At 42.6% G+C, this 19,121-nt stretch carries 11 protein-coding genes, 2 tRNA genes and 2 rRNA genes; all 15 read left to right on the top strand.

The features are described 5' to 3' along the window. Positions 1 to 14 precede the first annotated feature (14 nt). Entirely contained in the window at positions 15 to 494 is a 480-nt protein-coding gene (gene mreD, locus C4533_02220; protein RJP29826.1) for a rod shape-determining protein MreD, read from the top strand. Between the two features lie 27 nt (positions 495 to 521). Next, on the top strand, positions 522 to 2,234 hold the full coding sequence (mrdA, locus tag C4533_02225) for a penicillin-binding protein 2 (GenBank protein RJP29827.1): 1,713 nt from the start codon (positions 522 to 524) through the stop codon (positions 2,232 to 2,234). A gap of 5 nt (positions 2,235 to 2,239) precedes the next feature. Continuing rightward, the gene (gene rodA / locus C4533_02230) at positions 2,240 to 3,343 is read left to right on the top strand and encodes a rod shape-determining protein RodA (protein RJP29828.1); all 1,104 of its coding nucleotides are present in this window, start codon (positions 2,240 to 2,242) and stop codon (positions 3,341 to 3,343) included. A 3-nt stretch (positions 3,344 to 3,346) separates the two neighbouring features. Beyond that, a complete protein-coding gene (locus tag C4533_02235) occupies positions 3,347 to 5,110 on the top strand; it encodes a TIGR03960 family B12-binding radical SAM protein (protein ID RJP29829.1) in 1,764 nt (587 codons plus the stop codon). 213 nt (positions 5,111 to 5,323) lie between these two features. After that, the gene (locus C4533_02240) at positions 5,324 to 6,745 is read left to right on the top strand and encodes a diguanylate cyclase (protein RJP29830.1); all 1,422 of its coding nucleotides are present in this window, start codon (positions 5,324 to 5,326) and stop codon (positions 6,743 to 6,745) included. A 1-nt stretch (position 6,746) separates the two neighbouring features. Further along, on the top strand, positions 6,747 to 7,196 hold the full coding sequence (locus tag C4533_02245) for a hypothetical protein (GenBank protein ID RJP29831.1): 450 nt from the start codon (positions 6,747 to 6,749) through the stop codon (positions 7,194 to 7,196). A 111-nt stretch (positions 7,197 to 7,307) separates the two neighbouring features. After that, entirely contained in the window at positions 7,308 to 9,116 is a 1,809-nt protein-coding gene (locus C4533_02250) for a secretion system protein E (GenBank protein ID RJP29832.1), read from the top strand. Between the two features lies 1 nt (position 9,117). Beyond that, positions 9,118 to 10,839: a secretion system protein E gene (locus C4533_02255; GenBank protein ID RJP29833.1), complete on the top strand. Its 1,722-nt coding sequence runs from the start codon at positions 9,118 to 9,120 to the stop codon at positions 10,837 to 10,839. Between the two features lie 5 nt (positions 10,840 to 10,844). Continuing rightward, entirely contained in the window at positions 10,845 to 11,918 is a 1,074-nt protein-coding gene (locus C4533_02260; GenBank protein RJP29834.1) for an HD domain-containing protein, read from the top strand. A 16-nt stretch (positions 11,919 to 11,934) separates the two neighbouring features. After that, positions 11,935 to 13,143 (top strand): type II secretion system F family protein, encoded by a 1,209-nt coding sequence (locus C4533_02265; GenBank protein RJP29835.1) that lies wholly within the window; start codon positions 11,935 to 11,937, stop codon positions 13,141 to 13,143. Positions 13,144 to 13,572: 429 nt separating this feature from the next. After that, positions 13,573 to 15,164: ribosomal RNA gene (locus C4533_02270) — 16S ribosomal RNA — on the top strand. A gap of 289 nt (positions 15,165 to 15,453) precedes the next feature. Further along, positions 15,454 to 15,527: transfer RNA gene (locus C4533_02275), tRNA-Ile, on the top strand. Positions 15,528 to 15,589: 62 nt separating this feature from the next. After that, positions 15,590 to 15,665 (top strand) — tRNA-Ala (locus C4533_02280). A 246-nt stretch (positions 15,666 to 15,911) separates the two neighbouring features. After that, positions 15,912 to 16,199, top strand: a complete 288-nt coding sequence (locus C4533_02285; protein ID RJP29836.1) for a hypothetical protein — start codon at positions 15,912 to 15,914, stop codon at positions 16,197 to 16,199. Positions 16,200 to 16,375: 176 nt separating this feature from the next. Continuing rightward, positions 16,376 to 19,121: ribosomal RNA gene (locus C4533_02290) — 23S ribosomal RNA — on the top strand; the annotation flags it as partial.

A 19,121-nucleotide genomic window follows, 5' to 3' on the forward strand; every position in this document is an offset into this window, starting at 1 on the left:
TTATTGTGTAAATTATGAGATACCTGGCGTTTATTTTTTTTATTCTTGTGGTGTTTGTAATCCAGGTAACTATTTTGAACCTGGTTAAGATATTTAACGTAAAGCCGGACCTTCTCCTGGCCGTTTCAGTTATAGCGACATTCTATTTCGATAATAAAGCCGCAGTCATGTTCGCTGCCTTAGCAGGATTCCTGAAGGATGTTCTATCAGCCAATCCCATAGGAGCCAATATCCTGATTTTTGCTTTATGTATTTATATGGTTGAGCAGTTGCTAAAAAGAATATTTATAGATAATGATTACAGCCGCATGGCTCTTATGGGGCTGGTCGTATTGGTAAACGGTTTATTGCTGAAACCCGTATTGTTGTTTATGAATCATCCGGTCCCTGTGGGCATCTATTCCAGGATCTTATTTATCGATATTATTTATACCGCCCTGGTTTTTCCTCTGATTTTCAGGGCCGCAGAGATTTTTTTCAGGTCCAGAGATTAAGAGAGTCTGTTTAACCGTTGAATAGAGATGAGAATAAAATTTCTGAATATATTTATAATCTTAACATTCCTGACGCTGTTATTTGGGGTTATGAACCTGCAAATATTGCATGGCAGAAGATATTTAAGGTTAAGCGATAAAAACTGCATACGTCTTTTGCCTCAAGGAGGAGCACGCGGGGATATACTTGACCGTAAAGGCAAACTTATAGTAGGCAGCAGGATATCTTATGATGTAATGGTTGTTTCTAAGGATGCTGTTAATTTTGATGCTACCCTTCTTAAGGTCGCTTCCATAACCGGCATAAAGACTTCAGATTTAATCAGGACTTTTAAGTCAAATTTCGTATCTTCATTTTCACCTACTCTTTTAGCAGGCAATATTGGCGTAGAAAAAGCAATAGCGCTGGGTGAGCTAAAAAACTCTTTTCCCGAATTATTGGTTTATCCCAATCCTGTCAGGTATTACCCTAATGGAAACCTAGCCTCTCATGTCACAGGCTACTTAAGCGAAATCGATCGGTGGCGCCTAACCAAGCTGGAAGATTATGGTTATAATACCAAAGACATAGTTGGTTTTGGCGGAGTTGAAGAACGCTATGATTATTATTTGCGCCAGGAGGAGGGAGGCATCTCGTTTGAAGTGGACCATAAAGGTAAATTTATGCGAATGCTTGGGTTTAAATCCCCGCGGAATGGCAGGAATGTACAGTTGACGATAGACTCGGAAATACAAAAAATCGTAGAAGACAAGTTAGGCAATCGCAAAGGATGCGTAATAATTATGGATCCCTATAGCGGAGAGATTGTAGCTATGTCAAGCAGCCCGAATTTTAATCCTTCATATTTTATCAAAAAAGAAAACTCATACCTCAGGAATGTTTTTAATGATTCTGACGCCCCCATGATAAACAGGGCAATAAGCGGCCAATACCCGGCTGCGTCTATTTTCAAAATTATCGTAGCTGCTGTAGCGCTTGAGACCAGCAAAATAAATTCTGGCACATCGTTTGTGTGCACCGGTAAGACAAGAATCGGCAACAGAGAATTCAAATGCTGGAATACCCACGGTAATCAAGATGTTATATCGGGTTTGGCTAATTCATGTGATGTATTTTTTTATCGTACCGGACTTTTGACTGGAGCACAGGCCATACATGATTATGCCGTAAAATTAGGCCTGTCAAAACCGACAGGCATAGACCTTCCTTACGAAGAAGCAGGATTCGTTCCTGACCCTATTTGGAAAAAAATTTCACAACTCAAGAGCTGGTTTGACGGAGATACGGCGAATCTTGCGATCGGCCAGGGAGATTTAATGACCACTCCTATTCAGATGACAAAGGTCATGTGTTTTTTTGCTAACAAAGGTTACCTGGTAAATCCTTATGTTGTGAAATCCGTTGACGGTATTGATATCTCTGCCACGCACAAAAAAAATATAAAGATACAACTGAAGAAAAGCACGATGGATATCATAAACAAAGGCTTAAGAGAAGTGGTAACTCTCCCCAGCGGTACGGGAAATGTCCTGGATTCTCTTACCTTGCCTGTGTCTGGTAAAACCGGTACGGCACAGGTATCAGGCAAGCAGCCTCATGGTTGGTTTGTCGGATATTTTCCTTCCAATAAACCCAGGCTTGTGATCTGTGTATTCTTGGAAAACGGCAGCGCAGGATATTATTCCTGTTTGGTGGCAAAGCAGATTATTCAGGAGATGAGCGAGAAGGGGCTTATTTAACTCATATGAGAAATTCGGGGTTATTAATACTTATAGTTGCGTTGATGATTTCTCTGATAGGAGTTTCTGCAATATATAGCAGTACTTATAATAAGGAAGCTAAGCCCTGGGAAGATGTTGCCAAAAGACAGATACTTTGGATAGGCATAGGGATGTTGGCTTGTGTGTTTGTATCAAACTTCAATTATAGAAAATTATGGGACGTGACATATTTTATGTATTTTTTCTCTTTGGGATTATTGATATTTGCTGCGTTATCCGGCATAACGCGTTTAGGGGCGCAGAGATGGATAAGTTTTGGCTGGTTTAATTTTCAGCCGTCAGAATTCGCAAAATTTGTTTCAATCCTGTTTCTTGCCAGGTATTTCAGTATGCAATCCGTAGATGATGTAAGATCAGTAGCCAGGCAATTCGGGGTATTAAAAGGCTTGATTATACCTTTTATCTATATAGCTATTCCTATGTTGATTATTATGGATCAACCCGACCTTGGGAGTGCTCTCATGATTTTCTTTATCTTCATTTTAATCGTGTTTATATCTGGAGTAAAGATGAGGTATATAAGTATACTTGTTTTAACCGTGCTATGCTTGCTGCCGGTTGGTTGGCATTTTTTGAGAGATTATCAAAGGGACAGGTTGATGGTATTTATTAACCCGAATATTGACCCCCTTGGGGCAGGCTATACTATAATACAGTCAAAGATTGCTATCGGCTCAGGCGCTTTGTTCGGTAAGGGATGGCTTTCGGGGACGCAGAGCCAGTTACACTTTTTACCGGAATCCCATACTGACTTCATATTTGCTACCTTTGCAGAAGAATGGGGATTTTTAGGAGCATTAATTTTATTCATGCTTTATTTCCTGCTGATAAAAGAAGGGATAAACATAGGGCTAAGGACAAGGGATTATTTCGGCAAGCTGTTGGCTTTCGGGATATCTTCAATAATTGCTATTCAGATTTTTATCAATGTCGCCATGACACTGGGCTTAGCACCCGTAGTCGGGCTGCCTCTGCCGTTGATGAGCTATGGAGGGTCTTCTGTTCTGATAACTTTTATTTTACTTGGCATACTGATTAATATTGATAAGACAAGGACTGTATTCTAAGAAATGAATGAAGAAATACTTCTAAAAATACAAAAACCGGGCCAGTACATAGGCAGAGAATGGAACATCCCAAAGAAGGATTTTCTAAGAAGCGGCATAAAAGTCGCTCTATGTTTTCCCGATTTATATGAGATTGGAATGAGTAATTTAGGCATTCGTATACTTTACTCATTATTGAATTCGCTTGATGATGTGTCCTGCGAAAGGTTTTTTTCACCTGGGCTTGACCTTGAGCATTTCATGAGGCAGGAGGGCTTGGAATTAGTTTCTCTTGAGAGTGCAAGCAGAATGAAAGAGTTTGACATAGTAGGTTTTTCTTTATCGAATGAGCTTGGCTATACAAATGTATTGAATATGCTTGAACTTTCAGGGCTTCCTCTTCTATCCAGCCTTAGGGACAGCGGCATGCCTTTGGTTATTGCAGGCGGCCCGTGTGTAATGAACCCTGAGCCTATGCATGAATTTTTTGATCTCTTTGTTATTGGGGAGGCTGAAGAGGCTATCCGGGATATAATCAATGTTTACCGGGATTATAAAAAGGGCAGCAGAAATCAAATAAACAGCAAAAGAGATCTGCTTGTGCAGCTTTCAGCAATAGAAGGCGTGTATGTCCCGTCTCTCTACGATGTAGAATATGATCATGATGGCAGAGTATCTAGTTTCAAACCTAATAGTCCCGGTGTGCCTGTAAGGATAGCCAAGAGATTTGTTAAGGATCTAAATAGCGCATACTATCCTTTAGATTGGCTTGTTCCTTACGTGCAGATAGTCCATGACAGGATAAATATTGAGATTATGAGGGGCTGCCCGAATAAATGCAGGTTCTGCCAGGCCAGCAGCCAGTATTCTCCGTTGAGATTCAGGAAGATAGACAACGTTATTGAATTTGCTGATAAGCTATATAAGGCGACTGGTTACGAAGAGATATCTCTTACCGGCCTGTCAGTAAGCGATTATCCCCAGGTAGAACATCTTTTTGATAAGCTTACTTCCTTTTTTAAAGACAAGGGTGTGGGTTTATCAATGCCTTCAATAAAACCCCGCGACGTCTCCGGCAACTTAGCCTCGACCATCTCTACTATAAAAAAATCCGGGCTGACCTTTGCCCCTGAGGCCGGAAGCCAGAAGCTAAGGGATGCCATGGATAAGAGATTTGACACTAAGGAATTTTTTAATACTCTTCAGGCAGCTTACCAAAACGGTTATAATCATGTAAAATTGTATTTTATGATCGGATTACCTGGAGAGGACTATAATGATTTAGATAGTATAGTAGACATGGCTAATGAAGTTTCTTTTTTACGCAAAAAGAATAACTTGCCTGCTGCCCAGGTAAATATAAGTATCAATAACCTTATACCAAAACCGCATACATCTTTTCAGTGGCTAAAAATGGAGTCGCAGGATGCGATATCGCAGAAGCAGGAGTATCTTAGGAAAAAATCTAAAAATAAAAAAATAAAAATAAATTTTCATGATAAGCATATGAGTTTGATTGAAGCGGTTTTTTCACGCGGAGATAGGAGGCTCTCTCAAGTGATTAATAAGGCTTTTTCCCTGGGGGCCCGCTTTGATGCCTGGAAAAGCAATTTTTCTTTTGAAATATGGATGCGGGCATTTGCAGAATCTAACATAGACCCTCAAATCTATGTAAGGCAGAGGGATGTTGATGAGATTCTTCCCTGGGATTTTCTGGATATAGGTGCAGGCAAAGAATCGCTAAAAGCAGAGCTGACTAAATGCCTTGAGACTGTTCAACAGGGATAGGGGCTATAAGAAATAGATAGGCTGGTTTATGGTTGATGGTTCAAAGTTGATGGAGCTTGCATAAATTCTATTAACTATGAACTACGAACTATGAACATTGAGCCACGCTTGCCGAGAGGCAAGCGTTAACAAAACTATTGCTACATATCAGGTTATAGTATATAATTATTTTGAATATTATAATATAAGCAGTAAAAACAGGGGGATAATATAATGGGTAAGAATAATGGTTTTAATTATTCACGCGGCCTTAAATATAAATTAAGGATAGCCGTAAGCCTGATGTCTGTTTTGCCCTTATTAGTCTGTCTTTATCTGGTATCAAATTATGTATTGCCCCAGGCCGGAATCAAAATGGATGTTGCTTTTTCGGTGATAATAAGTATTTTTATCTCCGTTATAGGGTTTATTGTTATAAAGGAGATATTTGACAGGGTACTTATGGTCAGCAACGATGCCAAACTTATTGCGGCAGGGGATATCACGCGAAGAATTAGCCTGGAAAAAGAAGATGAGGTTGGAGAACTGGGGGAAGCCTTAAATCAGCTTACCCAGAGGATCCGCCTGAACATGGATGAGTTGAAGAACTATGGAGAGAAAACCACTGAAATCAATCTTGAGATACAGAGACGAGTGCTTGTGCTGTCAAGCCTTCTTCAGATAAGCTCTTTAATATCACAGGGTGCAAAGTTGGAGGATATATTAAAGGTCGTTGTTGAAAAATCGCGGCTTTTAGCTAATTCAGAAGTGGCATTTCTGTTGTATAGGGAAGATAAAGAAGACAGTTTCTCTATGAAAATTGTCGATGGCGCTAACTCGCAGCGTTTAATGGGTATACAGATTGGAGAATCCGGCGTATTCAATAAATCTATTAAATCCAATAAACCATTAATAATTGATAAACATAATATCCTGCCTGCCCACCTTATAGAAGAATTTGACGGTAAATTCGGACTGAGGAATGCGTTGGCCTTGCCGATATATTTAAGAGGCAGGGTAACGGGCATACTGGCGATAGGCAATAACAAGGAAGATTTTCTTTATAATAAAGATGACATGGAATTACTTGATATCTTTGCAAAACAGACAGCGATAGCTGTAGAAAACGATATCCTTGTTCACAGGGTAGAGAAGCTTGAAATAAAAGATGCTCTTACCGGTTTGTATAACGAAAGCTATATACGTAACCGCCTCCAGGAAGAGATAAAAAGGGCGATTGTGTATCAGAGGCCTTGTTCGTTTGTCCTTATGGATGTAGATAACTTTAAGAATTTCCATGATAATTTCGGGCTCTTGCAGGCAGAATCCGCATTAAAGAAAATAGCCAATCTGATCAAGGATTCAGCGTCCGAAGTAGACAGGGTGGCAAGGTTCGGAGATAATTGCTTTGCGATGGTCTTGCCTGAAAAGAATAAAAGACAGTCTCAGGATATAGCCGAAGACATACGCAGGAAGATTGAGTTCAGCTTCGGAGAAGATAGCGACGTAAATAAAAGACTCACGGTAAGCGGGGGAGTAAGCGAGAACCCTCTGGATGGTATAGAGACCGGAGAGCTGATCTCCAAGGCAAAAGATTATTTAGAATTAGCAAAAAAGAAAGGCAAGAACCGGATCTTAGCTACCGACAAGAATTAATATGGCAATAAAACGAATAATCAATAAACATTTAGGCGAGTTATTACTGGAAAGAAACATTATCAACCAGAACCAGCTTGACAGGGCACTGGCTTACCAAAAAGAAAAAGGTGGTTTAATAGGCGAGATTCTTGTTGAGATGGGCTATGCTAAAGAAGAAGATATCGCACAGGCCCTCACAGCGCAGTACGGTTTCCCTTATTTACCGCTGAGTAATTATGAGATCAGCCTTGAGGTAGCAGAAATCATCCCCGGCAGGGTTGCAAGGCAGTATTTATTGATCCCTATAGATAAAATAGGCAATAACCTCACATTGGCTATGTCAAATCCCTTAAACGTCCAGGCTATTGAGGACGTAGAGTTATTAACTGGATGCAATATCCAGACTTTTGTTTCGACATCTACGGATATAAAGAACGCAATTGAGAAGCACTATAAAGACAAAGAATAATTCCATTAACCTTGATTCACTTTAGGGCGCAAAGGGTAAAAGCGGAGCATGAAACCAATTATAGCTTAGTTTTTACTGGCAAGTTCGACTTTGCGCTTTCTTTTTTAAAAGATGATATCGCTTAAAGAAAGACTTACCGAAATCCTTATAAACAATAAATTACTGACTCCCGAACAACTGGACCAGGCATTAGAGCTCCAGAAAACAAAGGGGGGTAAACTTAGCGATATTATAGTAGAACTCCATTTTATAAAAGAAAGCGATCTCATTTCGGCTCTCAGTGAAGGCTTGGGGTTCCCTCTTATAGACCTTAAAAGATTCAGGATCGATCCGGCAATAGCAAAGATCATTCCAGCCAGTATAGCAAAGCATTATCAAATAATACCTGTATCCAAAATGGGCGACACAATAACATTGGCTATGGCAGACCCGCTTAATATTTTTGCCATAGACCATGTGGGCTCTTTGACAGGATACAAAATAAATCCAATAATATCATCTTTGCAAGATATAAACCAGACAGTTGAGGCCGCCTTCCCGGATTCTACGGGAGGTGTAATCGATGATTTGGTCAAAGAAATGGCTGTTGCTCCGATAGAGCTGGTGAAGGAAGAGCAGCAGGTAATTTTGAGTGACCAGGAGCTGAATAAAATAAGCCGCCAGACCCCGGTCATAAAGATCACCTATATGATATTAGAACAGGGGGTTAAGAAAAAAGCATCGGATATCCTTGTTGAGCCCTTGGATAAAAAGATGCGTATTCGTTTTAGAATAGACGGTATTTTGCAGGAAGAGCAGGCGCCTCCCCGAAGCATGCATGCTTCAATCATTTCACGTATAAAAGTTATGTCTGACCTGGATGTGGCTGAACACAGGCTTCCTCAAGACGGGCGATTCAAAGTAAAAATGTTTGGCAGGGAAATCGATTTCAGGATTTCGATACTTCCATCCAGTTTTGGCGAAAAGGCAGCAATAAGAATATTAGATAAATCACAGGCGACATTAGATATTGATAAACTTGGTTTTAATAAGGTGGTAGTTTATAAGGTCGGCAAGCTCGCCAGGCAGCCTCATGGTATGATCCTGGTAACAGGGCCTACCGGGTCCGGTAAGACTACGACTCTTTATTCCGTTCTTAAATTAGTAGACAGCCCTGAAAAGAATATCATTACCGTCGAAGACCCGGTTGAGTTTCAAATCGAGGGGATAAACCAGGTAACAATAAGGCCTGAAATTGGTTTGACATTTGCAGGAGCTCTTAGATCAATACTTAGGCAGGACCCGAACGTAATAATGATCGGCGAAATCCGGGATTTTGAAACCGTTGATATTGCTATAAAGAGCGCTCTTACTGGGCATCTTGTGACTTCAACGCTGCATACAACTACTGCAAGCGGAGCGGTAGCGCGCCTTATTAATATGGGAGTAGAACCATATTTGATTAACTCTTCTTTAATCTGTGTAATTGCCCAGAGGCTTGTGCGCAAGATTTGCCCATATTGCAAGGAAGAACAGCATATAAGTGAAGATGTGCTTAAGACCCTGAAGATTAATTATACGGACCTGGTATCTCTGTATGAAAATTCACTTAATGAATGCGAAGGCATCGATTTAGCTAAGATCAGGCAGAGCGAACCTATTTTGAATAAAACATCCAAACCTAAGATTTACAAAGGCAAGGGTTGTTCCCATTGTTTTAACCTGGGATACCGCGGAAGAATCGGCATAGCCGAGATGCTTATCTTAACGCCGGCAGTAAGGGATTTGGTGCTTAAGAGGGCACAGGAGCATATAATCAAGAAACAGGCTCGCCTTGAGGGTATGATTACCTTGCGCGAGGATGGTATGATCGCAGTTTTAAACGGCCTGACTACTTTAGAAGAAGTGCTTAGGGTGACTGCTCCCGACGAGGACAAATAGAATGCAGACATTAAAAGAAAACATTATAGAAATTTTATTGAAGAGCAAAAAGATATCCAAAGACCAGCTTGAGAAGGCCTTAAACGTGCAAAAAAACAGGCAGGTCCCATTAAGGCGCGTACTTATCGATGAGGGGCTTATTACCGAAGAGGGCCTGCTTTCTCTTTTATCTGAGCAGCTTTATATTCCAACTCTGCACCTTACTAAATATAAATTTGACCAGAATATTGTTAAGTTAATACCTGAGCGTATGGCGAGGCAATATAATGTTATCCCGTTGTCCAGAATAGGCAATACGCTGACTGTTGCTATGTCTGATCCGTTGAATATATTCGCTCTCGACGATTTAAGGATATTGACTGGCTGCAGTATTGATACGGTGTTGAGTTCTAATGAAGAGATAACCAGGGCCATCGAATCACAATATAGGCTGGAGACTCAGAATATGCAGCAGATATTGGAAGAATCAAGCCTCGGCCAGATGGGTGCGGCTAAGAAAGAAAAAGATGTGGAACTGTTAAAGCAGGAAGAAATAGAGCTGAGTGCAGTAATCCAGGACAGCGAAAAGCCGCCTATAGTGCAATTGGTAGACCTGATGCTTACTCAAGCCCTGAAAAAGAGGGCTTCAGACATACATATAGAGCCGGAAGAGGATTGCCTGCGTATAAGATACAGGATAGACGGAGCTTTACATGATATATTTAAAATACCAAAGATAAACCAGAACGCGGTACTGGCGCGTTTAAAAATTATCTCCAACCTTGATATAACTGAAAACAGGCTGCCGCAGGATGGCAGGTTTAAAGTCAGGTTTGAGAATAAAGAGGTTGATTTCAGGGTTTCTGCATTACCAACGACATTTGGCCAGAAATTTGTGTTAAGGCTTCTGGATAAAGGCAACCTTTCAATAGGCCTGGACCAACTTGGGTTTTCCGAAGAGCCTTTGAGGATATTTAAAGAAGCGGTCTCTAAGCCTTTTGGCATGATCCTTGTAACAGGGCCTACTGGTTCAGGAAAATCTACCACGCTTTATTCTGTCCTTAACCAGTTGAATACACCTGTGAGGAATATCATTACTATTGAAGATCCTGTAGAATACCAGATAGAAGGTATAACTCAGCTGCAGGTTAAGCCTGAGATCGGGCTTGATTTTGCCTCGGGCCTGCGTTCTATATTAAGACAGAGCCCGGATGTTATTCTGATAGGAGAGATCAGGGATTCAGAAACAGCAGATATCGCGATAAAAGCAGCGTTGACCGGGCAGCTTTTGTTTTCAACCTTACATACCAATGATGCAATATCAAGTATTACCCGTTTGATTGATATGGGTGTAGAGCCGTTTCTTGTTGCATCAAGCCTTGTCATGCTATGTGCCCAGAGATTATGCAGAAAGCTTTGCCCCAAGTGCAAGAAACCGGTAAGTATACCCGATGATTTTCTAAAAGAGGTCGGGTTTAAGTATGCAAATACAGTTTTTTATGGAGAGCAGGGATGTAAGTTTTGCAGCAACACCGGTTATTATGGAAGAATTGCGATATTGGAAACTATCCTGATTGATGATATAATGCGTGAAATGATAATAAAGAAAGAATCTCTGGATGCCATTAAGGCATACGCGATAGATAAATGCGGTATGATGACGCTTAGAGACGATGCTTTTATCAAAGTTCAACAGGGGATTGTTACTTTAGAGGAAGCCATAAGGGTAACTACGGAGGAGTAATAATAATGGAGTATTCGGGAAACATTCTTTTAATCAGCGATGAAGAATTTATGGCCAGGTATCTTAAGGAAAAGATTAGCAGCGCTATGGGCTGTTCGGTCCAGATCGAATTCAGCTATGAGGCAGGGGCCTTTGCCTTAAAAGAGAGAAAATTCGGTATTGTAATAGTAAAACTTCATGGTAGGGATGAGGATGATAAAGCCTTTATAAGGAAACTTAAAGCCATAGACCAGGATACCATTATTATGTGCGTCACAGATAAGAAAAACAGCTCTTCAATAACTAAAGAATTGATTGAAAATGGGGTTTATGAATTTATAGATGATTATGCTAATTTGGAAAGGATATTTTTTCTGGCTAAGAAGGGTTTTGAACTTTACAGCATGACCCAGTCGCACAATAAATTGATTCAGAGTCTTAAAGAGCATAATCAGACCCTGCAGAAGCAGAATATCGTATTGGCTAAAAGAATAGAAGAGTCCACAAAGAATCTTACTAAACTTTATGAAAACCTGCGTTCTACTTACATGCATACTATAAAAGTTTTGGCTCATGCAATTGATGCAAGGGACCATTATACTCATAGCCATTCTGAGAATGTGGCAAGATACGCGGTCGCTATTGCTGAAGAGATGAAGTTATCTGTCCATGAAATAGAGCAGATAAGAGATGCCTGTGAATTACATGATTTGGGCAAGATCGGTATCGAGGACAATATTTTGTCAAAACCGTCGAGCCTTACCGATGAGGAGTGGAAACAGGTGAGGAAACATCCGCTGACCGGCGCCCAGATATTGGAGCCGTTGACATTTCTAGACGGGATAATTGACCTGGTAAGACAGCACCATGAGAGATTTGACGGGAAAGGCTACCCTTTGGGGCTTAAAAACGAAGAGATAATGCTCGGAGCCAGGATATTAAATCTTGCAGATGCTTTTGAGGCGATGACTTCTTCGCGTTCTTACAGGAAGGAGCCGTTGACCAAGCAGCAGGCAATTGAAGAGATAAAAAACAATAATGGGTCTCAGTTTGACCCCAAAGTAGTAGAGGCATTCTTAAAAATAGTTGATAAATTTTAACCGAGCAGGAGGTTTTATGAACAGCTATCAGTATGTAGCCAAGAATAAAAGCGGCGGCAGCGTCTCCGGTATAGCCGAAGCAGGAAGTGAAGCTGAGGTAATAGAAATCCTGCATAAAAAAGAGCTCATAGTCGTTTCGGTTAAACTGACAAAGAATAAGGCTATAGGCAAAAAGAAAACAGGCGGCAGGGCCAAACTTGATGACCTGGTTATATTTTCCCGGCAGCTTGCTACAATGATAGACGCAGGTATCCCTTTAGTGCAGTCACTGGGTATCCTTGGGGAGCAGATCGAGTCATCTGCCTTGAAAAATGTAATACTGAATGTAAAGCAGGATATTGAGTCAGGCACCAGCTTCTGCGATGCCCTGGCTAAGCACCCCACAATATTTTCTGAGCTGTTTATAAATATGGCCAAAGCAGGGGAGGCTTCAGGTATGCTTGATGAGGTATTGGATAGGCTGGCAACTTACATGGAGAAGACTACCGCTTTAAACAGAAAGATCCGTTCAAGTCTGGTATATCCGGCAGTAGTAGTTAGCATGGCTATAATTATTACCTCGGTATTATTAATTAAGGTTGTGCCTACCTTTAAGGGGATCTTCGAAATGCTTGGGGGCAATCTGCCTTTACCGACGCAGATACTGATTTCTGTCAGCGACATACTAAGGAGTTATTTTGTTTTTGTTGTGATAGCAATTGGTATATCAGGGTTCTTGTTTAAGAAATATATCAGCACTGAAAGGGGAAGGTATAATTTTGATGCTTTTAAATTGAAGGTTTTTATACTTGGTCCTTTATTCCGCAAAGTTGCCCTGGCAAAATTCTCCAGGACTTTTTCTACCCTTGTTAAGAGTGGCGTGAGTATTCTAAATGCACTTGATATTGTGGCTAAGACATCCGGCAATAAGATAGTGGAAGAAACAATAAGCAATTGCCGCAAATCAGTACGCGACGGTGAACCTATCGCCATGCCTTTATCAAGAAGCAAGGTTTTTCCTCCTATGGTCACCAGGATGATAGGGGTCGGTGAGCAGACCGGTAAGCTCGAGTTAATGCTTAGTAAGATAGCGGATTTTTACGATGAACAGGTTGATGCTGCAGTATCTGCTCTTACAAGCTTGATCGAGCCCTTAGTTATTGCTTTTTTGGGTGTGATCATTGGCGGCATCGTAGTCGCATTGTTCTTGCCTATCTTCAAAATTACGGAATTAGTCGCCAGGTAGCTAATTCACTGCAATATATATACTTTTGAGCTAATAAAAGTATAAAAAAAATAGAAAAAAAATACTTGACAATAATAATATAATTATGTATATTATGTGTCCCCTTGTAAAAAGGGGCAATTGAGACCGTGAAAGACAATTATAGAGACATTGAAAATTTAGTTAAATAACAGAAACCGGCTTTTTGGAGCTTTAAGTAAATTTAGCGCTCCGACAAATCGTCGGAGCGTTTTTATTTTGCGTAGAGACGCAACACTGGCTTGTCCTTTAAAGCCAGGTGTCATCAGAGACGCAACACTGGCTTGTCCTTTAAAGCCAGGTGTCATCAGAGACGCAAATAATCGTTCTTTCTAAATTTAAATAGCCAAGTAAGTGCGAGGTACAAATCAATAAAGAGAATTAAGAGCCATTATACAAACTATTCTATTTTTTTCGGAGAGTTTGATCCTGGCTCAGAGTGAACGCTGGCGGCGTGGATTAGGCATGCAAGTCGAGCGATACCTTTTTTTGAAGTTTTGAAGCCGCAAGGCAGATGAACCGAGAAAAAAGGATATAGCGGCAAACTGGTGAGTAACGCGTAAGTAATCTACCTCTAAGTCGTGAATAGCCTTGCGAAAGTAAGGGTAATACACGATGTGCCTGTCCTCCATAAGGGGGATTCGGTAAAGGTGGCCCGCAAGGGCTATCATTTGGAGATGAGCTTGCGTCCTATCAGCTAGTTGGTAGGGTAATGGCCTACCAAGGCTAAGACGGGTAGCTGGCCTGAGAGGGTGGTCAGCCACATGGGGACTGAGACACTGCCCCAACTCCTACGGGAGGCTGCAGTCGAGGATCTTTAGCAATGGGCGAAAGCCTGACTATGCGACGCCGCGTGAGGGATGAAGGTTTTCGGATCGTAAACCTCTTTCGATGGGGAAGAAATTCTTTGATCTAATACATCAAAGAGCTGACGGTACCTAGAGAAGAAGCCACGGCTAACTCCGTGCCAGCAGCCGCGGTAATACGGAGGTGGCAAGCGTTACTCGGATTCATTGGGTGTAAAGGGCAGGTAGGTGGCTATACAAGTTGGGGGTGAAATCCTTTGGCTTAACCAAAGAACTGCCTTCAAAACTGTATAGCTTGAGGCTAAAAGAGGAGAGCGGAATTCCCGGTGTAAGGGTGAAATCTGTAGATATCGGGAGGAACACCAGTGGCGAAAGCGGCTCTCTGGTTTAGTCCTGACACTAAGCTGCGAAAGCTAGGGGAGCAAACAGGATTAGATACCCTGGTAGTCCTAGCCGTAAACGATGAGCACTAGGTGTTGGGGGTAATTCTTCAGCGCCGTAAGATAACTCGTTAAGTGCTCCACCTGGGGACTACGGCCGCAAGGCTAAAACTCAAAGGAATTGACGGGGGCCCGCACAAGCGGTGGAACATGTGGTTCAATTCGACGCTACGCGAAGAACCTCACCAGGGCTTGACATACAGGAAGTAGTGAACCGAAAGGGGAACGACTTGTCAAGTCAGGAGCCTGTACAGGTGTTGCATGGCTGTCGTCAGCTCGTGTCGTGAGATGTTGGGTTAAGTCCCGCAACGAGCGCAACCATCATTCTTAGTTGCCACCCGCAGTTTTCCGTAAGGGGAATTGTGGAGCACTCTAAGGAGACTGCCCGCGATAAGCGGGAGGAAGGTGGAGATGACGTCAAGTCAGTACGGCCTTTATGCCCTGGGCTACACACGTGTTACAATGCCTACTACAAAGCGTTGCCAACCCGCGAGGGGGAGCTAATCGCAAAAAAGTGGGCTCAGTTCAGATTGGAGTCTGCAACTCGACTCCATGAAGCCGGAATCGCTAGTAATGGCGGATCAGCTACGCCGCCGTGAATACGTTCCCGGGCCTTGTACACACCGCCCGTCAAGCGATGGGAGCTGGTAGTACCTGAAATCTCCGAGCAATCGGGGCTGAAGGTAAGACCGGTGACTGGCGCTAAGTCGTAACAAGGTAGCCGTACGGGAACGTGCGGCTGGATCACCTCCTTTCTAATTTTTTCGCTTAGCGAAAAAATTAGTCGACTGTTCACGGATCACAGTCCACAGATTTCTGTGAACTATGAACTGTGAACTTCAAATCGTAACGCATCGCGTTACGTACTTGGCTATTTAATATATTTATACAGGAGTCATCTCCCGTGCTAATCAATAGAGGGAGGGCTTCTAATTTATTGTGTAAGGTGTAAGGAAGTGTAATGAATCAGGGCATTACACCTGCTTCTCATAATGAGTAGCCAGACCTGTTTTAATAACGGGTATACACATTAAGCACTTAAATTCGGGCCCATAGCTCAGTTGGTTAGAGCACAGCCCTGATAAGACTGGGGTCAGTGGTTCGAATCCACTTGGGCCCAATTTATTAGTTCATGGTTCATAGCTTTCTATGAACTAAGGACCACCAACAATTAACTAATCAGGGGCAGTAGCTCAGTTGGGAGAGCGCGTGCTTTGCAAGCATGAGGCCGCCAGTTCGATCCTGGTCTGCTCCACAATTTACAAGCATAAGCGTAAGCTTTGAAAATATATGCTTTGTTGAGCACGAGAAATGCGGCGTAGCCGCATATAGCGCACCTTGCCATATCGGATTGGCAAGTACGCACTTGCTGTGCGAAATCCCACGAAGCGGAACAAGCATGAGGCCGCCAGTCAGATCCTAGTTAAACAAAGGACGGGTAGGTACTGTGACTATTTTAATTATTTTAATCTTATTAGTAGGATTCATAATTTTGATAAGTTACATGTGCGGTTTTGATGTTGGCAGCAGCTCTAGTACTATTTTCGTGGGTATATTAATACTTATTGCCGGTTTGTTCTTTTTTAACATGGTTTCATCTGGGCCTACAGGAGTGATAGAAGATAAAGAGTACACTCTTACTGACAAAGGAAATCAGTATATTAACTTGAGGACCGGGCATCTTACTAATGTTATGCCTGAGAATAGAGTTATTTATGATGAAGCAGGTGTTCCAACATCTTATGTCGGAGGCTACCAGGTAGAAGAGAAAAATTCAAGTAACATAGAGTAGATTAGTTTCGCGTAATTATTATGCGAATGATGTTCTTTGACAACTTTATTCAAGTAACAAGGTCTTTTTGAAGATCTTGAAGGTAGAAACTATCCCGACATTCACTAACGTGAAGTCGGGATCCCGACACCGAACGAAAGTGAGGTCGTCGGGACAATTAAACCAAGAGAATCTCGATTTATTGGTCAAGCTACAAAGGGTTTATGCACGGATGACTTGGTTAGATGAGGCGATGAAGGACGGGGTAAGCACCGATATTCCTCGGGGAGTAGCAAACATGCTTTGATCCGGGGGATTCCGAATGGGGCAACCTGCCGCGGGTTATACTGCGGTATCCCTTTTATGAATACATAGTGAAAGGGAAGCTATACCAGGCGAATTGAAACATCTAAGTAACCTGAGGAAGAGAAATCACAGAGATTCCCCTAGTAGCGGCGAGCGAAGAGGGAACAGCCTAAACTGATTTTCCGCAAGGAAGATCAGGGTTGTGGGACCTTAATGTGGGATTGTGGATGGATAGTAGAAGTATCTGGAAAGATACGCCATAGAGAGTGAAAGCCTCGTATATTAAATTCTGAAGCACCCTAAAGGTATCCCAAGTACTACGGGACACGGGAAATCCTGTAGGAATCTGGGCCGACCACGGTCTAAGGCTAAAAACTACATCTAAACCGATAGTGCACAAGTACCGTGAGGGAAAGTTGAAAAGAACCCCGGTGAGGGGAGTGAAATAGAACCTGAAATCATAAACCTACAAGCGGTAGGAGGGCTATGTCCTCGGCTTCGGCTGAGGAAATGCCTGACTGCGTACCTTTTGCATAATGGACCGACGAGTTACTGTGCGATGCGAGCTTAAGGCGTTCAGCGCTGCAAGCGTAGCGAAAGCGAGTCCTAATAGGGCGATTAGTATCGTATAGTAGACCCGAAACTGAGTGATCTACCCATGGCCAGAGTGAAGCTTTCCGAAAGGAGAGTGGAGGCTCGAACCCGTCAATGTTGAAAAATTGTGGGATGAGCTGTGGGTTGGAGCGAAAGACTAAACAAACTCAGAAATTGCTGGTTCTCCCCGAAATATTTCTAGGGATAGCCTCAAGAATTGAATAATGGGGGTAGAGTACTGAATGGGTTACAGGGTCTTACCAGACTGCTGGACCCAACCAAACTTCGAATACCATTATTTTTATCTTGGGAGTAAGACGTTGGGGGCTAAGCTCCATCGTCTAAAGGGTATCAGCCCAGACCTTCAGCTAAGGTCCCTAAAGATAGGCTAAGTGGTAAAGGATGTGAGCTCGCTAAAACAACCAGGATGTTGGCTCAGAGGCAGCCATCATTTAAAGAGTGCGTAACAGCTCACTGGTCGAGCGACCTCGCGCCGAAAATAATCGGGGCTTAAGCCTATTACCGAAGCTAAGGGTTTTGCCGCGCAAGCGGCAAAGCGGTAGGGGAGCATAGTCCAACGAGTGAAGTCATACCGTAAGGAGTGATGGACGTTGGACTAGAGATTATGTCGGTATAAGTAGCGAAAATGTCTGCGAGAAACAGACACGCCGAAAGTCCAAGGTTTCCTGGGGAAGGTTAATCCGCCCAGGGTTAGTCGGGCCTAAGCCGAGGCCGTATGGCGTAGGTGATGGACAATCCGTTAATATTCGGATACCAGTTTTATGGCGTTATTACTGTTTGTGTGACGCGAGGTGTGTTTAGTGCGGCGCAGTGTTGGATGTCTGCGTTATCCCCTGAGTAATCAGGAGATGGGACCCCAAGGTTTCCGCGGGGGAAGTGTTTTACAACATGCTGCCAAGAAAAGCACAAATAGAAGTCGTATAACTGACCGTACCGTAATCCGACACAGGTAGACCTCCAGAATATGGTAAGGCGCTCGAGAGAACTCTCGTTAAGGAACTCGGCAAAATAGCCTCGTACGTTCGCAATAAGAGGTGCCTCTTCATGAAAGTGAAGGGGTCACAGTAAAGTGGCTCGGGTGACTGTTTAGCAAAAACACAGCACTCTGCAAACTCGAAAGAGGAAGTATAGGGTGTGACACCTGCCCGGTGCTGGAAGGTTAAGAAGAGGGGTTAGCCGGTCGTAAGATTAGCGAAGCCCTGATCCGAAGCCCCAGTAAACGGCGGCTGTAACTATAACAGTCCTAAGGTTAACGTAAACGCTAGCCTGCTCCGTTTATCGGAGAATAATTACCAACTATATGCGGGGATATCCTCAAAAAATACTGATACTAGCTTAGCTTTTTGGCTGGAGCAGTAAAAATGCAGTATTCACGGGGACAATCCGCAGGGAAGTCAGAAAGGAGTAACACATGACCCCTCAGAGACCAAACGTTGGAGATCCCGGCAGAGTTTCGAGGTTGACATCTGAATGGATAGTAGGTTTTATCGATGGAGAAGGATGTTTTCATGTTGGAATTAGCAAACATGAGGATTTGAAATCCGGTTTCCAGATTTTGCCTGAACTAACCGTAGTTCAACATAAACGCGATATTGATCTGTTGTATGAATTGCGTTCAACAATGAACTGTGGTGTAGTAAGGAGGAATCACGGTGATAGATTCTGCTGGAGGGTGAGGAAGCTTGAAAATCTCTCCAGAATTATAATCCCGTTTTTCGATAAAAATCCACTACGCTCTAAAAAATCATTAGAGTATATAAAGTTCAGGAAAGTTGTTTTGATGATGCTAAGAGGAGAGCATCTTACAAAAGAAGGTTTTTGTGAGATCTCTAGGATTGCATCAGATATGAATAGATGCCAACCGAGAACAATGCCAGATTTAAGAGAGAGTCCATCCCAGGATGAAAATTCTGGACAATGATGAGCGAAATTCCTTGTGGGGTAAGTTCCCACGCGCACGAATGGTGTAACAACCTGAGCGCTGTCTCAACGAGAGACTCGGCGAAATTGTAGTGGCGGTGA

Source organism: Candidatus Omnitrophota bacterium (genome assembly GCA_003598025.1).
In the GTDB taxonomy this organism is placed as follows: domain Bacteria; phylum Omnitrophota; class Gorgyraeia; order Gygaellales; family Profunditerraquicolaceae; genus Profunditerraquicola.